20 protein-coding genes are annotated in these 20634 nt (G+C 41.7%); 14 read left to right on the plus strand and 6 right to left on the minus strand.

The features are described from left to right. Positions 1 to 47: 47 nt before the first annotated feature. Positions 48 to 2075, minus strand: a complete 2028-nt coding sequence (locus A7968_RS14810) for a methyl-accepting chemotaxis protein (RefSeq protein WP_064667432.1) — start codon at positions 2073 to 2075, stop codon at positions 48 to 50. Between the two features lie 129 nt (positions 2076 to 2204). Here A7968_RS14810 and A7968_RS14815 point away from each other — a divergent pair, with 129 nt between their 5' ends. Continuing rightward, positions 2205 to 2975: a Rossmann-fold NAD(P)-binding domain-containing protein gene (locus A7968_RS14815; RefSeq protein ID WP_064667355.1), complete on the plus strand. Its 771-nt coding sequence runs from the start codon at positions 2205 to 2207 to the stop codon at positions 2973 to 2975. On the opposite strand, the gene hutH is transcribed toward A7968_RS14815, so the two are convergent. The 3 genes from hutH to hutC form a co-directional block, all read right to left on the minus strand. Continuing rightward, complete coding sequence (hutH, locus tag A7968_RS14820; protein ID WP_064667356.1) at positions 2972 to 4504, minus strand: histidine ammonia-lyase; 1533 nt, start codon at positions 4502 to 4504, stop codon at positions 2972 to 2974. The two genes, A7968_RS14815 and hutH, sit on opposite strands and share 4 nt — an antisense overlap. Before the next feature lie 2 nt (positions 4505 to 4506). After that, entirely contained in the window at positions 4507 to 6180 is a 1674-nt protein-coding gene (gene hutU / locus A7968_RS14825) for a urocanate hydratase (protein ID WP_064667357.1), read from the minus strand. An 82-nt stretch (positions 6181 to 6262) separates the two neighbouring features. Further along, positions 6263 to 6976 carry a histidine utilization transcriptional repressor HutC gene (gene hutC, locus A7968_RS14830; protein ID WP_064667433.1) on the minus strand — a complete coding sequence of 238 codons (714 nt, stop codon included), beginning with the start codon at positions 6974 to 6976 and terminating at the stop codon, positions 6263 to 6265. 112 nt (positions 6977 to 7088) lie between these two features. Between hutC and hutI the strand changes: the two genes are divergently transcribed. Together hutI and A7968_RS14840 are read left to right on the plus strand one after the other, a co-directional pair. Then, a complete protein-coding gene (gene hutI, locus A7968_RS14835; protein ID WP_064667358.1) occupies positions 7089 to 8336 on the plus strand; it encodes an imidazolonepropionase in 1248 nt (415 codons plus the stop codon). Between the two features lie 130 nt (positions 8337 to 8466). After that, positions 8467 to 10128, plus strand: a complete 1662-nt coding sequence (locus A7968_RS14840; protein WP_064667434.1) for a bifunctional diguanylate cyclase/phosphodiesterase — start codon at positions 8467 to 8469, stop codon at positions 10126 to 10128. 3 nt (positions 10129 to 10131) lie between these two features. Here A7968_RS14840 and A7968_RS14845 read toward each other — a convergent pair whose 3' ends face one another. Together A7968_RS14845 and rraA are read right to left on the minus strand one after the other, a co-directional pair. Beyond that, positions 10132 to 11181 (minus strand): formimidoylglutamase, encoded by a 1050-nt coding sequence (locus A7968_RS14845; RefSeq protein ID WP_064667359.1) that lies wholly within the window; start codon positions 11179 to 11181, stop codon positions 10132 to 10134. A 3-nt stretch (positions 11182 to 11184) separates the two neighbouring features. Beyond that, a complete protein-coding gene (rraA, locus tag A7968_RS14850; protein WP_064667360.1) occupies positions 11185 to 11682 on the minus strand; it encodes a ribonuclease E activity regulator RraA in 498 nt (165 codons plus the stop codon). Between the two features lie 218 nt (positions 11683 to 11900). Here rraA and A7968_RS14855 point away from each other — a divergent pair, with 218 nt between their 5' ends. The 11 genes from A7968_RS14855 to A7968_RS14905 all read left to right on the plus strand — a co-directional run bounded on the left by A7968_RS14855 (position 11901) and on the right by A7968_RS14905 (position 20495). After that, complete coding sequence (locus A7968_RS14855) at positions 11901 to 12440, plus strand: phosphatase PAP2 family protein (RefSeq protein ID WP_084448214.1); 540 nt, start codon at positions 11901 to 11903, stop codon at positions 12438 to 12440. After that, positions 12437 to 13465 (plus strand): MJ1255/VC2487 family glycosyltransferase, encoded by a 1029-nt coding sequence (locus A7968_RS14860; protein WP_064667361.1) that lies wholly within the window; start codon positions 12437 to 12439, stop codon positions 13463 to 13465. Before A7968_RS14855 ends, A7968_RS14860 begins: the two co-directional genes overlap by 4 nt. Positions 13466 to 13582: 117 nt before the next feature. Next, positions 13583 to 15463 (plus strand): methyl-accepting chemotaxis protein, encoded by a 1881-nt coding sequence (locus A7968_RS14865; RefSeq protein ID WP_064667362.1) that lies wholly within the window; start codon positions 13583 to 13585, stop codon positions 15461 to 15463. Positions 15464 to 15709: 246 nt separating this feature from the next. Continuing rightward, on the plus strand, positions 15710 to 15988 hold the full coding sequence (locus tag A7968_RS14870; protein ID WP_064667363.1) for a type II toxin-antitoxin system Phd/YefM family antitoxin: 279 nt from the start codon (positions 15710 to 15712) through the stop codon (positions 15986 to 15988). After that, positions 15988 to 16275: a type II toxin-antitoxin system RelE/ParE family toxin gene (locus A7968_RS14875; protein ID WP_064667364.1), complete on the plus strand. Its 288-nt coding sequence runs from the start codon at positions 15988 to 15990 to the stop codon at positions 16273 to 16275. Before A7968_RS14870 ends, A7968_RS14875 begins: the two co-directional genes overlap by 1 nt. Before the next feature lie 376 nt (positions 16276 to 16651). Beyond that, positions 16652 to 17044, plus strand: a complete 393-nt coding sequence (locus A7968_RS14880; RefSeq protein WP_064667365.1) for a hypothetical protein — start codon at positions 16652 to 16654, stop codon at positions 17042 to 17044. 45 nt (positions 17045 to 17089) lie between these two features. Then, positions 17090 to 17521 (plus strand): hypothetical protein, encoded by a 432-nt coding sequence (locus tag A7968_RS14885; RefSeq protein ID WP_064667366.1) that lies wholly within the window; start codon positions 17090 to 17092, stop codon positions 17519 to 17521. 404 nt (positions 17522 to 17925) lie between these two features. After that, on the plus strand, positions 17926 to 18900 hold the full coding sequence (locus A7968_RS14890; protein WP_064667367.1) for a transposase: 975 nt from the start codon (positions 17926 to 17928) through the stop codon (positions 18898 to 18900). 325 nt (positions 18901 to 19225) lie between these two features. Then, on the plus strand, positions 19226 to 19498 hold the full coding sequence (locus A7968_RS14895; protein WP_064667368.1) for a hypothetical protein: 273 nt from the start codon (positions 19226 to 19228) through the stop codon (positions 19496 to 19498). Between the two features lie 275 nt (positions 19499 to 19773). Next, the gene (locus A7968_RS14900; RefSeq protein WP_064667369.1) at positions 19774 to 20196 is read left to right on the plus strand and encodes a hypothetical protein; all 423 of its coding nucleotides are present in this window, start codon (positions 19774 to 19776) and stop codon (positions 20194 to 20196) included. A gap of 2 nt (positions 20197 to 20198) precedes the next feature. Then, complete coding sequence (locus A7968_RS14905; RefSeq protein WP_064667370.1) at positions 20199 to 20495, plus strand: hypothetical protein; 297 nt, start codon at positions 20199 to 20201, stop codon at positions 20493 to 20495. The last annotated feature ends 139 nt before the right edge of the window (positions 20496 to 20634 follow it).

Here is a 20634-nt window from a genome sequence, read left to right on the forward strand (position 1 = left end):
ACAAAAAAGAGTGCCATCACAGCACTCTTTTTATAGTTGTTGTAGGCCTAGAGTTTAAACTGATTGACGGTTTTATTGAGTGATGCTGCCAAATCATTGAGTTCACGCGCTTCGTCAGCAAGCTCTAAAGCATGATCCGCGGTATTATTTACTAAGTTATTAATTGCCGCGAGACTGCTGTTGATATCCTCAGCAACCACCGTTTGCTGCTCGGTTGAGGTGGCAATGTGATGACTTTGATCTTGTACTTTAGTCACAGCATCGGCAATGTTTTGTAGTGCATCAAGCACTTCTTGCGTTTGTGTCACTGAGCTTTGTGCACGCTGTTGTCCTTGCTGCATCATAGTAGAAGCCTGCTGAGCAATTTGTTGCAAACGCGAGATCATATTACGAATGTCATCGGTTGACTCTTGAGTGCGGCTCGCTAAGGAGCGAACTTCATCGGCAACCACCGCAAAGCCACGGCCTTGCTCACCAGCACGCGCAGCCTCTATTGCCGCATTAAGGGCCAGTAAGTTAGTTTGTTCTGCAATTGAGTTGATCACATCCACCACGGCGCCAATATTGCCACTTTCTTGCTCTAACCCAGCGACTACTTTGGACGCTTCGCCGATGTGATCGGCTAATGCGGTCATTACACTTTGCGCATTTTGCGAACGTTTCGCACCATCAACAGAGATGTGTTGTACTTCTTCTGCGGCATTGTTGGTGCGTTGTGCGTTACGAGAAATCTCCATCACGGTGGTGGCCATTTCTGTTACCGCGGCGCTAACGCTGTCGACTTGCTGTTTTTCTTGTTGAATTTCAGCATTGGTTTTTTGCGAGACTAAATTCAGTTGAGCTGCGGCATTGGTTAATTGCTTTGCTTGTTTTGCGGTATCTAGCATCATCACGCGCAGTTTATCGATAAAGGTATTCATATGGTGGGCGAGCTGGCCCACTTCATCTTTGCTATCAATAGTAATTTTTTGGGTTAAATCGCCCTCGCCAGAAGCTATATCGCGCATGATATGGGTGAGGGTAATAATCGGTTTTGAGATCATGTGGGTGGCCCATAAAATCATCGCGATTATGATTAATAAAATAATCAATACTGAAGTGGTCGTTGTTGTTACGGCTTGATTAACAGGTTCATCAATCATACTGCGTGGCACTAAAATACCCACATACCAATTTAAGTAAGGGTGTTCTAATTGCAGGCGGTTATACACAACAAAATATTCTTGGCCCTGAAAGGTAATGCTGGCATCGCCCTCGATGTTGTTTTTCATCAGTTGATTAAGTTCAGTAAAGCCTTGGGTATCGCTAAATTGTTTTTCTAGTTGCTCCAGACCTTCTTTGCCATTAGGTCCTTCATCAGTGATCGACAGCTTATGCTTGGTACGATTGGATAAGTGCACGACTTTTTGGTTGTCATCCAGTAAAAATCCGTAACCTTGGCCGTTAAAGCGAATATCTTCGACCATTTTGTTAATTTTATTGAGTTGTAAGTCAACACCGCCAAAACCAACTAATTCATTATCTTGGTTGTATACGGGTTGTTGCACTACTGCTGAGGCGTTGCGTGTTGTTAAATCAACGGAAATTGGCCCAACATATAAACGGTTAATCTTTAAGGCATCTATCCACCAACCGCGTTTATACGCATAATATGGCTCATTATTGTAGTGAGTGGTTCGTTCATTTTCTTTGAAGTATTCCCCGGTTTTTGCCGAGGCAAAAAAGGCCGATAAAATATTTTCGTCTTTGCTACTAATACGCACAAAGTCTTGGTTTATTTCATCATAGCCTGGCGCACCTTGTAGGGTTTGGTCACGTTTATCCCAATTATCAAACCAATTTACTAAATGCGGGTTATTGACAAATGTTGCGACCAGTTTGCCGTACTGAGCAAAATAACTTTTCATGGAAAGTTGTTCACTTTGTAGGTAGCTATGTGCTTCGCGCTCGATACTTTGCCGCGACAACGCGGCAATATGGTTAACAAAGTAGGCTGAGGCAATCAGTAATAAGACACTTATAGTGCCGCCGATCAGCAATAGTATTTTTTTTCTTAGGGATAGATTTTTAAGCATAAGTGCACACATTCTTATTATTTAGTAGAGTAAGCACTCTTATCTAATCATATCTTGGTACTTAGTGCTATGGTATGCGATAAGACAAGTTGACGGTATTTTATAAAATTGTAAGGGTGATGCTACGTAATGGGAACAAATAACGACCAGCTAGTTGTGCTAGGTGCGGGGTGGCTGGGTCAGCCATTGTGCTTACAACAGCAAGAAAAAGGCTGGGGTGTGCAAGGCACGCATCGCAGTAGTGAGCACCAACATGCTTTTCAACGCCAGTTGGTATTTGCAGATAATAAGCTGACTCATCAAGTTGATTTGCACAATGCCTGGTGGGTATGCTCAATACCCCCGCGAAGTCGACATGCTGATAGTCACTATTTAGAAACGTTGACACTCGCGATTGAACTTGCCAACGCCATGCAGGCAAAAGGCTTTTTATTATGCTCATCAACTGCTGTGTACGACCAAGATAATGCAATTTATACTGAACAAAGTGTAGTAAAGGCAACCACAGCTAGGCAGCAGCCGTTAATCGCAGCGGAGCAACTTGTACTTGATGCGGGTGGCAAAGTACTTAGATTAGGCGGTTTAATTGGCCCTAACCGCGAACCGGGGCGATTTGTGGCTGGCAAAGAATTACGTGGCTCTAGTAGACAAACAGTTAATATGGTGCAGCAACAAGATGTGATTAATGCGATTATCACTGTGTTGGATAATTGGCAGCTTGCTGCGCCAATTTACAATGTGGTTAATCCGGCTCATCCAAGCAAAGCAGATTATTACCAGCAGAAGTGTCAGCAGTATGGCACGCAAGCGCCTACCTTTATGAGTGACAAAATAGCCGAACGCATCATCGATGGTTCGGCTATTGAACAGTTAGGTTTTAATTATCAATTTGATATTTAAAACGAAGGTAAAATACCCGCAGGCAACAAGCTACATAGTTTTCCTTGTTGCAATAACGTATTAGCAGCTTCGATATCAGGGCCAAAATAACGGTCCTTATCGTAGTAGCTGACCTTTTCACGCAAGATAGCTTTCGCTTGCTCTACTTTTTCAGAAGCTGTTAATGGCTTTCTAAACTCCAGCCCTTGCGCTGAGGCAAGCCATTCAATAGCTAATACACCTTGGGTGTTATTAGCCATTTCACCAAGACGACGCGCCGCAAAGGTAGCCATAGAAACATGGTCTTCTTGGTTTGCTGAGGTTGGTAGGCTATCTACAGAAGCAGGGTGTGCCAGTGATTTATTTTCAGATGCCAGTGCCGCTGCGGTTACTTGTGCAATCATAAAGCCTGAATTTACACCGCCATTTTCAACTAAAAACGGTGGTAGTTTTGATAGGTTTGAATCAATCAATAAGGCAATTCGACGCTCCGCAAGTGCACCGATTTCAGCAATCGCTAACGCTAAGTTATCGGCAGCCATTGCAACGGGCTCGGCATGAAAGTTACCGCCAGAAATAATATCGCCCACATCTGCAAACACTAATGGGTTATCGGTTACGCCATTTGACTCGCATAATAAAACTTCAGCAGCTTGGCGAATTTGCGTTAAACATGCGCCAAGTACTTGTGGCTGACAGCGTAAGCAGTAAGGGTCTTGTACTTTTTCACAATCGACATGGGCTTCACTGATCTGTGACTGTTCACTGAGTATATCGCGGAAGATTGCGGCGGTATCAATTTGTCCGCGTTGACCACGAATTTCATGAATACGTGCATCAAATGGTGAACGACTGCCCATTGCAGCTTCAATGCTGATTGAGCCAATCGCACAGCTTTGTGCATACAAATCTTCGGCACGGAATAAGCCTTGTAATGCAAAAGCCGTTGAAGCTTGGGTGCCGTTCAGTAGGGCTAGGCCTTCTTTGGCAGCTAAAGTGAGTGGCTCAAGCTTGGCAATTTTTAGGCCTTCGGCGGCGCTTATTAATTTACCTTGATGGCGCATTTCGCCTTCACCCAGTAACGGTAAGCACATGTGTGACAGTGGTGCTAAATCACCTGATGCCCCAACAGAGCCTTTTTTAGGCACGCAAGGGTAAACTTCGGCCTCTAGCAGTTGCATAAAAAACTCAATCACTTTCAAGCGAATACCTGAAAAACCACGTGATAAAGAGTTAATTTTTAGCACCATCATTAAGCGTACTGTGCTGTCGTCCATGTATTCGCCGATACCCGCCGCATGAGAAAGCACAATAGAGCGCTGTAATAACTCAAGTTCATGCTCGGCAATTTTTGTGTTAGCCAGTAAGCCAAAGCCGGTGTTAATACCGTAAACAGTGCGCTGTTGATCAATCACATCTTGCACGGTTTGTGCACTTGCTGCGATGTTGATGTCGCTATCTTTAGCAAGACTTAATGTTACCGGTGAAAGATTAATTTTACGCAGTGTCGCCAAGTCGAGCTGGCCGGGTGTGAGAGTATATTCAAACATGGTTATTCCTTATTCAACATAGGTAAGTCGAGGCCTTGCTCGTTCGCGCAATTAATTGCAATATCGTAGCCTGCGTCAGCATGGCGCATAACACCAGTGGCAGGATCATTCCATAGCACGCGGCCAACACGCTCTGCGGCTTCATCAGTACCATCGGCAACAATCACCACGCCTGAGTGTTGGCTAAAGCCCATGCCTACACCACCACCATGATGCAGAGATACCCAAGTCGCACCGCCGGCAGTATTAAGTAGTGCGTTTAATAATGGCCAATCAGAAACAGCATCTGAACCGTCTTTCATCGCTTCAGTTTCACGGTTCGGGCTGGCTACTGAGCCAGAATCTAAGTGATCACGGCCAATCACGACTGGCGCTTTTAATTCGCCATTTTTAACCATTTCATTAAACGCCAGTGCTAAACGGGCACGGTCTTTTAAGCCAACCCAGCAAATACGCGCAGGTAAACCTTGGAACTGAATGCGCTCGCGGGCCATATCAAGCCAGTTGTGCAAATGCTTATCATCTGGAATGAGCTCTTTAACTTTAGCATCGGTTTTATAAATATCCTCTGGATCGCCAGATAATGCTACCCAACGGAATGGACCAATGCCTTCACAAAATAACGGGCGGATATAAGCTGGTACAAAACCTGGGAAATCAAAGGCATTAGTAACACCTTCTTCAAACGCCATTTGGCGAATGTTGTTACCATAGTCAGTAGTTGCTGCGCCTGCTTGTTGCAGAGCTAGCATTGCCGTAACTTGTACAGCCATTGATTGTTTGGCGGCTTTAACCACAGCTTGTGGATCTTGCTCACGCATTTTAGCCGCGTGCGCCATGCTCCAATCTTGTGGTAAATATCCGTTGAGTGGATCGTGGGCTGACGTTTGATCGGTGACAACATCAGGCGTAATTTTGCGTTTTACTAACTCGCTAAATACGTCGGCAGCATTACCGAGTAAACCGACTGACAACGCTTCGCCTTTTGCGCATGCGCCGTTGATAAGCTCTAGGGCATGGTCTAAATCGGTTGCTTTAACGTCGACATAGCGGGTTTTAATACGAAAATCGATACGTGTCTCATCACATTCAACCACTAAGGCGCTAAAGCCTGCCATGGTTGCTGCAAGTGGTTGCGCACCACCCATGCCACCTAAACCACCGGTTAATACCCATTTACCTTTGGCATCACCGTTAAAGTGTTGTTTTGCCATAGCGACAAAGGTTTCGTAGGTACCTTGTACTATGCCTTGCGAGCCAATATAAATCCAAGAGCCCGCAGTCATTTGCCCGTACATCATCAAACCTAGCTTATCGAGCTCATTAAAATGCTCCCAATTAGCCCAGTGTGGCACTAAGTTTGAGTTGGCAATTAATACTCGCGGTGCATTGCTATGGGTTTTAAATACCCCAACTGGCTTACCTGATTGAACCAAAAGCGTTTCGTCGTCTTCAAGTCTATCTAAAGTTTCGATGATTTTATCAAAACAAGGCCAATCACGGGCTGCACGACCAATGCCGCCATATACAACAAGTGCATGTGGGTGCTCTGCCACCTCTGGATCGAGGTTATTCATTAACATACGCTTAGCCGCTTCGGTGAGCCAGCTTTTAGCGCTGATCTTATCGCCATGTGGCGCGCGGATCACACGCGATTCGTCAAGTCTATTGTTCATGGAGTACTCCTGTTGTATATACAAGCTTGTTAGTTACAAAAAATACGCAACTAAGCGCATCTTTTTGATGTTAATAATCTTTTTAGTGTTGCTTTTTAAAAGTTAAGTGGCCACCTAAACGGTATTTACTACCAGGAGACACTAACCGAGCAAAGCTAACAATACCTGCGGATGACCAAGTTCGGCGGATCACCTGCAAGCATGGTTCTTCATGGTATAAGTTCAGCCACTGACACATTTCATTATTTGGCATAATGGCTTCAACAGTGTGGCGCGCTTCAGTCAGCGGTGCCACACTCGATAAATATTCATGCGGTGTTAAAGTGGTAAAATCTTGCTGTAAGTAACTTTGTGCCAGTGCTGGATTAACAAAACGTTCCTCCACTTGAAGTGGTTGCTCATTCTCGTTATGCACTAGCACACTGCGAAATACCACACTGTCTACTTCAACACCTAATGCAATGGCAATCGGTGCCACAGCGCTGATTGATTCAAGCACTAAAACGGTACAACTGTAATTACCATTACGTGCTTTAACTTCATCCGCTATATTTTTAATTTCAAGTAACGATGACTGCGATTTAAAACTGGCAACAAATGTGCCTAAACCTTGGCTGCGAGTAAGAATACCAGCTTCGGTTAATTCGCTTAAGGCACGGCGTGCAGTCATGCGGCTAACACTAAATTGTTCGGCTAATTCGTTCTCAGAAGGCACCCGTTGGTTTTCAAGCCAAGCGGATGATCGAATGTTATCAACAATAAATTGCTTTATTTGCGCGAACTTAGGTGTCGTCATGTGCTGATCTACAGTTTTCATTTAATTAAATACTGGCTATAAGATGGCACATTTATCTTGTATATACAAGATAGCTTGTTAGACTGATTAAAACATTTTTTTAAGGGCTGCTATGACTAACGTAACTGCAAACAACCACTGCAACGAATGGGATTTACTGATCACCGATGCCAATATTGCCACTATGGATAGCAATATTGATGCACCTTATGGGGCAATTGAACATGCTGCACTGGCGATTAAAGATGGCCATATAGCATGGCTTGGCAAGCAAACTGAATTACCCTCGTTTGATGCACTCGCAACGCCGATCATTTCAGCAAAGGGGCAATGGCTCACCCCAGGATTAATTGATTGTCATACCCACTTAGTGTTTGCAGGATCGCGAGCAGAAGAGTTTGAGCAGCGCTTACAAGGTGTGAGTTATGAGCAAATAGCAGCGCAGGGCGGTGGTATCGCAAGTACTGTAACAGCCACCCGTGCGGCTGATCATGAAACCTTATTTGTTTTAGCGAAAGATCGCTTAAATGCGCTGTATAGCGAAGGCGTGACAACGGTTGAAATTAAATCGGGTTACGGTTTAGATTGCGAAAATGAAGTTAAAATTCTCGAAGTAGCCCGGTTACTTGGTGAAAATCACCCCGTTGATGTAAAAACGACCTTTTTAGGGGCACATGCTTTGCCACCTGAATACCAAGGCCGCAGTGATGAATACATTGAGTTGGTGTGTAATGGCATGCTAACGCAAGTGGTTGCGGGTAATTTGGCTGATGCTGTGGATGTATTTTGTGAAAATGTGGGATTTAGTCATGCGCAAACTCGCCGTGTATTTGCAGCGGCCACTAAACATGGTTTGCCTGTGAAATGCCACGCCGAACAATTATCAAATCAACATGGCGCCGAGCTTGTTGCCGAGTTTAAGGGCTTGTCGGCGGATCATATCGAGCATTTAGATGAGCAGGGCGTAAAAGCGATGGCTGCTGCTGGAACCGTCGCGGTGTTATTACCCGGTGCATTTTACTTTTTACGTGAAACTAAACAGCCACCCATCGCGTTATTAAAGCAATATAATGTGCCTATGGCTATCTCCACAGACTTTAACCCAGGTACATCACCCTTGTGTTCTTTGCAATTAATGATGAATATGGGCTGCACCTTATTTAGGTTAACACCAGAAGAAACCTTGGCTGGCGTCACCAAAAACGCAGCTAAAGCCCTTGGTTTAAGTGATCGTGGCGTACTAAAAGTGGGTATGCGCGCCGATATAGCACATTGGCAGATATCCCATCCCGCGCAATTAAGTTACCAGTTAGGCGTAAATAAACTGTTAAATTTGTGGGTTTTGGGTAGACTAAACTAATCTGGTTTAACGTTGTACTGAAAAGATGTTTTTAATTGCGCTATTAACAAACACAGGACTTGAATATACCGCAGGGATCGCATTACTAAATCACCCACAATTACCTGTTTTTTTAGCCGGTGCGGTTTTAATGGCGATGATCTGCGCGTTATGCGTGGTGCAAAAGCCATTATTACGCCTTAGTTATTTAATCAATAGCGTGCTAGCGCTGGCCATATTAAGCAACGAGCTAAACTTTTTAGAGCTATTATTTGCAGTCAGTATTGGCCTGCATTTATGGTTGGCCTTCTCGCAAAATAAATGGGCTATGCTTACCCTGAGTTGCTGCTCTGCATTAGTATTTACAGTGCTGTTATCCGCTCATTTATTATTGGATTTACCGCTGTATTTAATTGCTCTGGCGAGCATTGTATTGGCGATGTCAGGCTATTTTACTGATGAAGAATTAGCAATTGCTACAGATGATGTGACGCAGCTTAATAATGCCAATTATATGGAACCTGCGCCGTTATTAAACTTACCTAACATTAAATTGCTGCGCCAAGGTTATTACGATTGGCGTAAAGATAACCAACAGCGGGCAGCCTTAGTGGTGTTTCGTTTAGAAGGATTTGCGCAAGTTAACCAGCATATTGGTCGTGATTTTGGTGACTTATTACTCGCACAGTCGGCAAATCGCATTAAACAGCTGCTACTTATTGAAGAAGTTATTAGTTTAGATGGGGAGCAAAAGTTAGCACACTTAGGTGGCCTTAACTTTGCTTTTATCTGCAACTTAGCACAGCAAAAACATTTACATGAACAGTTAATCAATCAAATATTAGGAGCAACTGTAAAACCTTTCAATGTGGCTAATTGCACTATCAAAGTAAGCGCGCGGGCGAGTTTTGTTGACTGTGATGAGCAAGAAAATAGTTTTGATAATTTAGTTTCATTTGCTTTCCTCGCATTAGATAGCCACCCTAAACAGCAAGTGGTGGCCTACCATCAGCAAATGAAAATAGAGCAACTAGAGCAACAAGCCCGCTTGCACGAATTAGCCAATATAGATTTTTCCAGCGAACTTGAATTGTATTTCCAGCCGATTATTTGCAATCAACACGATAACATTGAGTTTTTAGAGTTATTGTTACGTTGGCAGCATCCACGACAAGGAATTTTATCCGCCAACCGTTTTATAGATGACATACGTGTCGCAGGGCTTGCCTATCCATTAGCAACCTTTGTGATCGAGCGTGCAGCGGAGCTGGCAATGGCACTGCGCATGGAAGGTATCAGCATGCCTTTAAGTATTAATTTATTCGGCTCTGAAATGCTAAATGAAGAGTTTATCGAGTTTGTTGACCGTATCTTTGTGGAACATCAGCTACAAGCTGGAGATCTCATTGTAGAGTGCCCACTTAATCTATTTATGAGTTTAGATGATCAAGGCAAAGCCATGGTGGCGCGCATTAATAGTATAGGTATTAAAATCTGTGTTGATGGTCTTGGCGACAGCCCAATCTGGTTAGCTAAATTGCCGAATCTAGCCGTTGAATATGTAAAAATAGCCCCTGCATTAACCGCTGACTTTAGCCAGCAAAGCCATGTTCGTAGTTTGATCAGCGGTATGGTCGATATGCACAATCAGCAAAATGCTAAAGTTATCTGCGAAGGTGTTGAAACCCGTGAACAGCTAAACTTTGTAAAAAGCCTAAATACTTATGCTGCACAAGGGTATTACTTTAGTCATCCATTAAGTAGCGTGGGTATGATTTCATGGCTTAGGCAATGGCAAATAGAGCACCAATAGCCGCTATGCATGCTCTCTAGCTTGTAGGTATGCATTCACAAGCGCGGTGATTATTTGCCCTGCATCACTGATTCCTGCTTGCATCCCACTGGGGTGTTGGTTTGGGGCCGCTTCACATAAATGCAGGTAATGGCTGTTAATTTGACTGGCAGCCAAATGCACAAAATGTTCGGCGTCACTAACACTAAAACCACAGTTTGTGTAAGCACTGACAGGCATTAATGAAATACTATCTAAATCAACTTCCACACCAAGAGGGGCATGAGTTAGGGTTGCAAGAGCTTGTTGGCATGCTTCAGTAAGGGTTTTCTCGCGTCTTACTTGCAGCGCTTGGTAGCTGTCGTAATTAAATTGCGCAGTAGCTAAGGCATCTATAATCGCTTGGTTATTCTTTAGCTCATGCATACCAATCACATGGTAATGACCAAGGTGTTGCTCGTTGTAAGCATAGCGAAAGCCATTACCACTGTGGCGACCTTCACAATCACGAAAATCAGCATGAGGATCAAAGTTAATTGCATTGACCGCTGTTTGTTTGTGTTTACTGAGTGCGCGAATAATGCCTAAGCAATTATTATGGCCACCACCAATCACGATAGGCTCAAGGCCAGCGGCAAAAATCAAGCTCAGCACTTGCTCAACACGTTGATCAAGTTGGGCGCATAACTCGCGTAATTGCGCTAATTGTTGAGGGTTTTGGTTTGATAAATCGCGCGCTGCTTGGGTTAAATCGTTAATTGCGACTTCGCCTAATAACAACACTTTTTCGTTCGCTAAAAATTGGTTATCAGGTTGATTTAAAAAGCGTTTTAGGAATGCTTGCCAACCATCTTCGGCACCACCATTACCTAAGTTAGCTCGTGGGCCAATATCTTCACAAATACCCAATAGAACATACTTAATACCAAATTGTGCGGCATCTTGCATGGCTTGCAGTGGCTCAACATGGGTGTCGAGTAGGGCGATAGATTGCCACGCTTTCTTTTCGTTGGCGCGACTGTTACACCATGGTTTAACAGTCGCTTCGTCATAAATATGGAGATGGTTTGCCACTGATTATTCTTCTACAATTTCCAGTTCGAGTTCTTCAGCTGATAATACAATGCCTGTACTGTCGGCGTAGATAAAATCATCATCAAAAAATGATACACCAGCAAAGTTTACGCCAATGCCGTCTTCGCCAGCACCGGTGCTGTCAGCAGCAACTGGAATAGAAGCGATGGCTTGAATACCTAAATCAAGTTCTTCAAGCTCATCAACATGGCGTACTGCGCCATAAACCACAATACCTTGCCAATTGTTTTCAATGGCTAGTTCTGCAAGCTCAATATCAATGAGCGCACGACGCGTCGAGCCACCACCATCGATTAGTAATACGCACTCTTCGCCATCTTGAGAGAGTATATCGCGGATCAGTTCATTATTTTCAAAACATTTAACGGTTTTAATACGGCCACTAAAGTTGTGACGACCGCCAAAATTAATGAACATAGGTTCGAGCACATCGACCACATCGGCAAAGTGATCGCATAAATCTGAAGTGCTGTAATCCATTTTTCTATCCTTATCTAAAGATACGTGAGCTGAACTTTAGTATACCTTGCTTAATTGCAATAACAACGACTTAATCGTAGTAAATTGCGCTCTTTTTAAACAATTATTGCGCTAAAACAGCAAAAGCAACATTAGTGTCTTAAAAGCGTCACTCAATTGTTATTTTCACCGCCTAAGCTGAAATTGTGTACAGAGTTTACACAGTAAAGGAGCAAGTGATGAATGAGAACAACATGCTAAAAAAAGTGGCTCAGCTGGATCAAAGTTTATTTTTGATGGTGTTTAATGGCAATGCCCCAACATGGTTAAAAAATTCTGCATTAGGTTTCTCTAAAACAGGCAATGGAGGGCTTTATGTGTTAATCGCCGTCGGCTTTGGCTGGCTTAGTAATGAACCAGAATTACAATTAATGGCGATGACGCTATTACTAGGCTTTTTAATTGAACGTCCCATATATTTTGTCGCAAAAAACAGTTTTGCCAGAATCAGGCCGTGTGATGGCTTAATTAAAGGCGCTTACATTGTTCCTAGTGATAAATTTAGCTTACCGTCTGGGCATAGTGCTGGGGCATTTTTAGTCGCAGTTGTATTAGCTCAGTACTTTCCCGAGTTTGTTAGCCTGTGGTTTTTATGGGCTGCATGTGTTGCGGCATCTCGGGTGTTACTTGGCGTACATTTTCCTGTTGATGTAGTACTTGGTGCATTAATGGGCAGCAGTTGTGGTTTATTAGCAATCTTGATCGTGGCGACTTTATGAGAATACTGTATGGCATCCAAGGGACTGGCAATGGTCATGTCACCCGTGCGCGAGTGATGGCAAATGCATTCAAGCAAATGGGGGTTGAGGTTGATTATGTGTTTTCAGGTCGCACTCAGCAAAATTACTTTGATATGGACGAGTTTGCAAATTACCGTAGTTTTCGAGGTTTATCCTTCAGTACTAAAAATGGCCAAGTAAATAGTTATCAGACAGTAAAAAATACCCGGCTATGTAAATTACTTCGAGATATAAAATTGCTCGATGTATCAGGCTATGATTTTGTCTTTAACGACTTTGAACCTATCACTGCATGGGCAGCAAAACGCCAAGGTGTGCCTGTTATTGGCATGAGCCATCAAGCTGCGTTTTTGTCGCCAAAAGTGCCGATGTTTGGCCACAGTTTGTTGCGCCGCTCATTTATTAAATACTATGCCCCCGCGGATATTTATTTGGGGGTGCATTGGCAACCTTTCGCACAAAATATCATTCCGCCATTTATTGCTCACCACCAACACAATAATCCAGTTAATGTTGATAATAAAGTGTTGGTGTATCTGCCGTTTGAAGATCTCAACAGTGTGGTTGATTACTTGCGAGATTTTCCTGAAAAAGAATTTTACTGCTATCACCCGCAAGCAGACAATACTTCAACTGGGCACATTCATTTGCGAAGCCCCGCCCGTAATGGTTTTTTAAATGACTTAGCAAACGCCTCAGGTGTGATCGCCAATGCCGGGTTTGAGCTTTCGAGTGAGGCATTAAAGCTAGGTAAAAAACTGTTATTAAAACCGTTGGCTGGGCAGTTTGAACAAGCTGCCAATGCCCAAACATTACTGGCAATGAAAGCGGCTCACATCATGAATTACTTAAACCCTAATGCTTTGGATGATTGGATCAATAGTAAAAGCCACAAACAAATTAATTTTCCTAGCGATCCGCAGCCATTAGTTGATTGGCTAGCGGCAAAACAATGGAGTAACACCGAGGAATTACATCAAAACTTATGGTCTGCGGTAAGTTAACCCCTAATTTAGCTAAGTTTTTTTAGAGCATCATAGTAAATAGAGCAATAATGTAAGCTAACTATTCGTTATTTAACTATACTATTTACAGTGAATTATTTTTAAAGGCTGTTGTTAATGGGTTTACTCCAAAATTTGACTATTAAACGTCGTTTACAAGTCAATGCACTCGTAGTTGGTCTTGCGATGGTAGTTATGTTGTGCGTTATTATTTATGAAGCACGCATAATGCTAAAGCTAAACGAAACGATTCAGTACGCGGAAGAGCTTGATATACATGAACTCTCTATGCGTAAGTACGAAAAAGATTTTTTGTTTTACAAACAAGAAAGTAGTTTAGAGTTGTTTGCACAAGAATATGAGCAACTAAAATATAAAATTAGTATGTTAACTGAGCTCTCACGTGAGCTTGATATCGCCACTGCGCAAGTGGAGCAATTTGCCATCCTTGCTAAGCAGTATAATGATGATTTTCAAAAGGTTGTAAAATTACAAAAGAAAATAGGTTTACACCCTAAAGATGCCTTGTATGGTGAACTACGAGATGCGGTTCATAAAATTGAGACTTTGCTGGATGAGCAAGATAACTACCATTTACTGAGCTTAATGTTACAGCTAAGGCGCTCTGAAAAAGATTTTATGCTGCGCTTTGATCTGAAATACTTAGCCAGTTTTGAAGGCGGTGTAGTGCAGTTAGAGCGTCAAATTCGCAATGAAAACTTGGCTTCAAGTGACCAGTCAGAGCTATTACGTTTACTTGCAGTTTATAACAGTAAGTTTAAATCGTTAGTTGATGCGCAAGTTGCATTAGGTCTGGATTTGAATTCTGGTGCGCTCGGTAGAATGAGAGACAGCGTCAAACAAAGTGATGATTTAGTCACTTTAATTACGACCGCAACTAAGCAACAAGTTGAATCTACCGCAGCACAAGCGCAAATGATCGCCATCATCATTTTTATTGTGGCCAGTTTGCTGGTGATGATTTTAGTCTACTTGACGAGTCGTTCGATCATTGTTCCTATTGAGCGGGTTTACCATACGATTAATGAAATTCGCCGCAACAATGATTTACGCCTTGCTATAGAGCACAGCGGTAAAGACGAAGTCACCATCATGACGATTGATTTTAATAGTCTTATAAATGATTTCAAAAAACTGATCTACGAAGTGAATACCGCTTTAACCACGCTAAATATAGCGACCGATCACTTATCGGAAACCACCGCCGCCACCAGTTCAGGTATGCAAGAGCAGTTACATGAAGCGGATATGGTAGCAACGGCTGCCACTGAAATGCAGGCGACTATTCAGGATATTTCTCATAATACTGAGGCCGCAGCTAAAAAAGCTGAATCAACTAACCAAAGTGCGCAACAAGGACGTAAAGAAGTAGAGGCCACGGTTAAGCAAATTAAGCAGTTGTCTGATTCATTAGGTAACGCATCAACGGTCGTATCACAACTTGAAAAAGACGGCGAAACCATTGGTTCAGTATTAGATGTAATTCGGGGTATCGCGGAACAAACGAATTTACTCGCACTTAATGCAGCCATTGAAGCGGCGCGTGCTGGTGAACAAGGTCGCGGCTTCGCAGTGGTCGCCGATGAAGTTCGCTCACTTGCTCAGCGCACTCAAGAATCAACCAAAGAGATTGAAAGCATTATTTCTATCTTGCAAGGGCGAACTCAAGAAGTGGTGAGCATTATGCAGCATTGTAGAAACCAAGGCGGCGAAAGCGCAGCGCAAGCCACTAAAGCCGGTGAACTGTTAGGCTCAATTACCGAAGATGTACAAACCATTATGGAAATGAGCACCCACATTGCCGCCGCCATTGAAGAGCAAAGCCAAGTTGCCTCAGAGGTGAATAAAAACGTCGTACGGATTCGCGATATTGCCGAAGACGCCTCAGCCCATTCAGCAACAAATGCGCAAACTAGCGAAGAAGTGTCAGAGCAAGCAAGAGTACTTTATAAAGCGATAGATAAGTTTAAGGTTTAATATTAGGTGTTAGGTTCTAGGGTTTAGGCTCTAGGAATTAGCTGAGCTTTAAGCGCTAAGCCATAAGTTTTAAGCAGCCCTGAGTTGTTTGAAAGTTATGGCTTTTTTGTTTGGGTAAGTAAATGAGCGTGGGACGAGCAGGCGTATGCGTGCACGACAAAGTACAATAGCGCAGTATCGTCTCTTGCTAACAGCGATTAGTTGAACTATTATTTGTACGTTATTTTGTACTAATTGGAGTTCAATATGAGTCGCATTCGTTTCGATCAAGATATTCAACCGTTATCTGAATTTCGTGCCGGTGTCGCATCTTACATCAAACAAATCAATGAGACTCGTCGTCCATTGGTAATCACACAACATGGTAAAGGCGTAGCCGTTGTTCTCGATGTTGCAGAGTATGAAGCAATGCAAGAAAAGATCGAACTACTTGAAGAAATGCGTACCGCAGAAGCTCAATTGGCTTTAGGGCTAGGTGTTGCAAATGAAGATGCGCGCTCACAAGTGCTAGAGCGCATTAAGTAATGAAAGTAGTTTGGTCCCCATTAGCACTTCAAAAACTGGGTGATGCAGCAGAGTTCATTTCTTTAGATAACCGAGTAGCTGCTGAAAAATGGGTGAATGACGTTTTTGACAAAACAGCATTGCTTGGCAATATGCCAGAAATGGGGCGTTTCGTTCCTGAAATACCTAACACTAATTACCGTGAAATTATTTTTGGTTACTACCGTATTATCTACAGTTTAAGCCACGAAATTCGAATATTAACAGTTCGTAATTGCCGGCAAATTTTGACCGAAGACGATGTGTAAAACTGTGTTTAACATCTTTAAGCTTTAACTCGGCCAATAGGCAGTAGTGTTGTTTTTGACCGTTTTTATATAGTGACGATCAACGCTAAATCAATAAACAAATTCGGTTAGTTATATTCTCTAAAGCGCAGCGCCTCTTAACCTCTTTGTGAATGATTTAGTTAGTTAAAGATCTTTTTTCACAAAGAGAAGGGAATGAGAAGTAAATGAGGGAAACTTAGCGCTTAATTAGTATTGGCACGCTTAAATAATCGATAACCTAACACGAATATTACTAAGCGATTGAATCAAAATAGCAACTCGGTTATGGTTAATGAATCAATAAAAATAAATACGAGTTATTCTTCAGGCTCGTTAGTTTTTAATCGACATCATCATGACTCTCAGCGATATTATAAAAATACTTAGCACTGCAGAAGGTGACCCTTATCTTTCCTGCCACATAGATGAGCTAAATTTTACTTCAAATATCTATGTCGTCGGTCAAGTTAAGCCTAATACCCCTGGCGCAGTTTTGGGTGATAGAGAGGCTCACCATAGAGAAAAGCAGTCAATATCATTTATTGGCGAGCTGAATTCATTTGGTGATAACTTTCATGATCAAGACTTCTTACTGGAACATACTTATCAAGTTGATGAATTATCGTATGAGTTGCGTTATTTTTTAGTGGAAGATATAGATATAAATAGCGAAAAAGCAGTTTTAGTGGCGCGTTCAGGTGAATTGCTTAGCCTTCGCGAGCAACACGATGAACCAGAATTTGAATAAAAAACTAACAAAAGCAACAGCGGGCGTTATCAGTATAAGGAAGTTATGAGCAAACATATTTGGGATATCACAATTAATGACTTATCAGAACATTCTGTTTGGCAATTTCTTATGTGGAAAGATAATAGTTGTGATGAAACAATTATTGCCCCTGCAAGTGGAAAGGATGCGTTAAACTCTAATTCAAACATTATCGTCAAAGCAAAATTTATTGATGCAATCGGTTCTGAGTTTTTAGGTTTTATAAATTATGGTTTAACTGAAATTGAATACTCTCAACCATGTATGTTCGTAAAAGATGAAGTTGTAAATTTTTGGTTCGGTATTTCTAAACCAAGTAAAGTCGATTTAATTAAGCTTAACTTTCCAATCGTAGCAACATCAGTTCCTGCTTATGGTTTGGAATCTAAATCAGTGAACATTGATGGTTACGGTTATATAAATGAGAATTCTAGCATTTGTGTAATGCTCCGCTAACACATATGAGCCTTAATTCTGTCAATAGGCATTAGTATTCTTTTTGACCGTTTGTATAAATTGACGGTCAATTCTAAATCAACTCTAATTTAATAAGCAAATTCGTTTACTTCGTCTGTCTATGCGGCTGTTAAGCAAGTAGCTTACGGCAGACACAAATAAGCGCAACGTAATAGCCCTCAGGCTATTAGCGCAGCATTTGTTTACCTCTAAAGCACAGCGCCTCTTAACCTCTTTGTGAATAATTCAATTAAAGATCTTTTGCACAAAGAGAAGGGAATGAGCAGAGAAAAACAAAGAAGGAAAACAAAGAAAGAAAACAAAGAAGACACCCATCCTAAAGTTTGTATTTCCCCTATTTTTTATTAGCTTTAAATTAGTATGAAAAACAAACAGGGTGTTCCATGGCAATTGCAAGAAAGCGTCAAGTAAGTTTGGTTGATACAAAATACTATCATTGTATTTCTCGGTGTGTACGCCGTGCTTTTTTATGCGGTGAAGACCGTTTTACAGGTCAGTCCTATGAGCACCGCAGGGGCTGGGTAGAAGATAAACTACTCGCCTTGGCTAAGGTATTTTGCATTGATGTGTGTGCCTATGCAGTGATGAGTAACCACACGCATTTAGTACTGTACGTTGATGATAAAAAAGCAAATAGGCTTAATGACAAAGCCATTATTCTACGCTGGCATAAGCTGTGTAAAGGCACGTTATTGACGAAAAAGTATTTGCAAGGTGAAAAATTGAGTAAATCAGAGTTCATCTTTTTTAATCAAACGGTTGAGCAATATCGAGAGCGGTTATCCAGTATTAGCTGGTTTATGCGGTTGTTAAATGAAGATATTGCCCGCAGAGCCAATAAAGAAGATAACTGCACAGGCCGATTCTGGGAAGGTCGCTTTAAATCACAAGCTCTACTAGATGAAGCTGCACTTGCAGCGTGTATGGCGTATGTCGATTTAAACCCAATCCGCGCCAAAATAGCGAACACCCCAGAGAAATCAATCTACACCAGCGTACAAAAACGTATTGAAAGCGCATCAACAGGCAAGCAACCTAAAAAGTTATTACGTTTTGCTGGCATGCCGTGTCAGATAATGCCGAAAGGCCTGCCTTTTGAGCTTAAATCGTATCTTGAACTTATTGAATTAACTGGGCGCTGCGTTAGGGAAGGGAAACGGGGTTATATCGAAAGTAGTCATTTACCATTATTAGAGCGTGTAAATATTTCGCCCGAAAACTGGTTAAAACTGACCACGCAATTTACCCGCGTATTTCATGGTGCAGTGGGTAGGGCGGCAGCACAAGAAAGCTATTGTGAAAATCTGAAGAGAAAACGACGTAGCAACGTTAGCAACAGCGAAAAACTACTGGCCTAGTACTTATACCCAGCTAAAACGTCAAATATTGTCCCAAGGCAAGGGATTGCATGTCAGTAAGTTAGGACTTGTCGAATAAAAGCTTCCCGAGATAATTATAAGTGTAATTTTGAATGAGTTTTAGGCGGTAAATTGATTTGATGTGAACTTATTTGGTGCTATTTTTAGGCGATTTTAAAGTGGGTGTCACTTTTAGTTCGCTAAGATTTACTCAGGATTGAATTTTTCCACATACGAAGAGGTTGTAGCTAAACAGAAAACAGAAGCTAAAGGCTGAAAGCTGCTGTTACTCATTTTAACAATATGGGTTTGTGCTATACCTGCATTGATAGCATTTCTTGGTTGGTCTAATCCTATTGTTTCATTATTAGCGCTTGCATATAGTTGGTATGTCGCACTTAGAAAAGGGCTAGAGCTTTGGGGTCGTAAGAGAAAATCAGAAAAAGAATTAGCCAAAGACAAAGAGGACTTAGCTAAAAATCATCACCATTATCATTGCCAACTTAACCCAGAAGCGTTTCTTAGGTTAAAAAATGAAAACTTCAAAAAAGAGCGTTTAGAAAAAGAAAAAATTAAAATCGACAGTATGCGCAACTAATCGTGTAGCCGGAGGTCTCTAACTTCCAGCCCAAACCACACATCATGCGCTTTTTATTAACAGAAAGTGCAATGGGCGGTTCATCCCCCGTAATGAATATTGATCCAAAGGCGACTTTAAAGTGGGTGTCACTTTTAGTTCCTTTTTAAAGTGGGTGTCACTTTTAGTTCTTTTTAAAATAGCAGAAGAGCTTATTTACATTTGTCTCTGTTGAAGGTATTTTGTCGTGTAATAAAATACTTAGTTGCATTTTAAAATTATAAACAAGGATTGTTATGACCAGAATAGTTAGTAAAAATTTATATACTGTTGTTTCCCCAAAAGAACTTTGGAGTGTATACAAAAATGATGTCTGGCGTTGTGGGCGCAATAGTCACGCAGGGCTAAATAAATTAAGATTAGGTAAAGACTTACATTATGCAATTGATCCATTTATACCAGATAATGCGCTTATTTTACCTAACCAAAAATTTGGTATTAGCTTTGCTGACTCATTAGATAAGTTACGTAAGCAGCCTGTCAATGGTCGGGCTTGGAAATTAGCTGTAGGTAGACAATTACCAGATGGTTTATGTTTTAACTTTTTACAAAAAGATCATCCTCTTCTGAATGTATCTAGGCCGATGACTGCAAATAATTTACTTATATGTTTAGAGCAGTTGTCAAAATTAATGATCAATACGAATGAAAAGGTATAAAAATGAAAGAATATTTCTTACCACCGAAGATATTCAATGAATTACTTTCGTTTGCAAAAAAAACAGAATTAGTTGAATTAGAGAAAATAGTTAATAAACATGATAATGGAACAATATTAGTTGATCGTTGGGAAGTTGATATGCTACTTAATGTAGCAAAGTTGTGGCGCTTACAGGCAGAATTGAAGTATCCATTTTGGGATTGTGAACATCCTAATTACGATCCAATTCATGAGGATTGCTTCATGGATGAGCAAGAAGAAAAATGGGGGAAAATAGCAATGACTTTTCCTGTATGACTATGAGTAAACGATAAATGCCGCACTCAGTTTTTACTCTTATCCAAATTTTTTGTCATAGCGTAGCGTGCGATTCAAAGCTGAGTATGTTTTTTGATTTCATTAGGTTAAAATAACCACATAGTTAACTTTAACGCCG

It is taken from the genome of Pseudoalteromonas prydzensis (assembly GCF_001661495.1).
GTDB lineage: Bacteria > Pseudomonadota > Gammaproteobacteria > Enterobacterales > Alteromonadaceae > Pseudoalteromonas > Pseudoalteromonas prydzensis.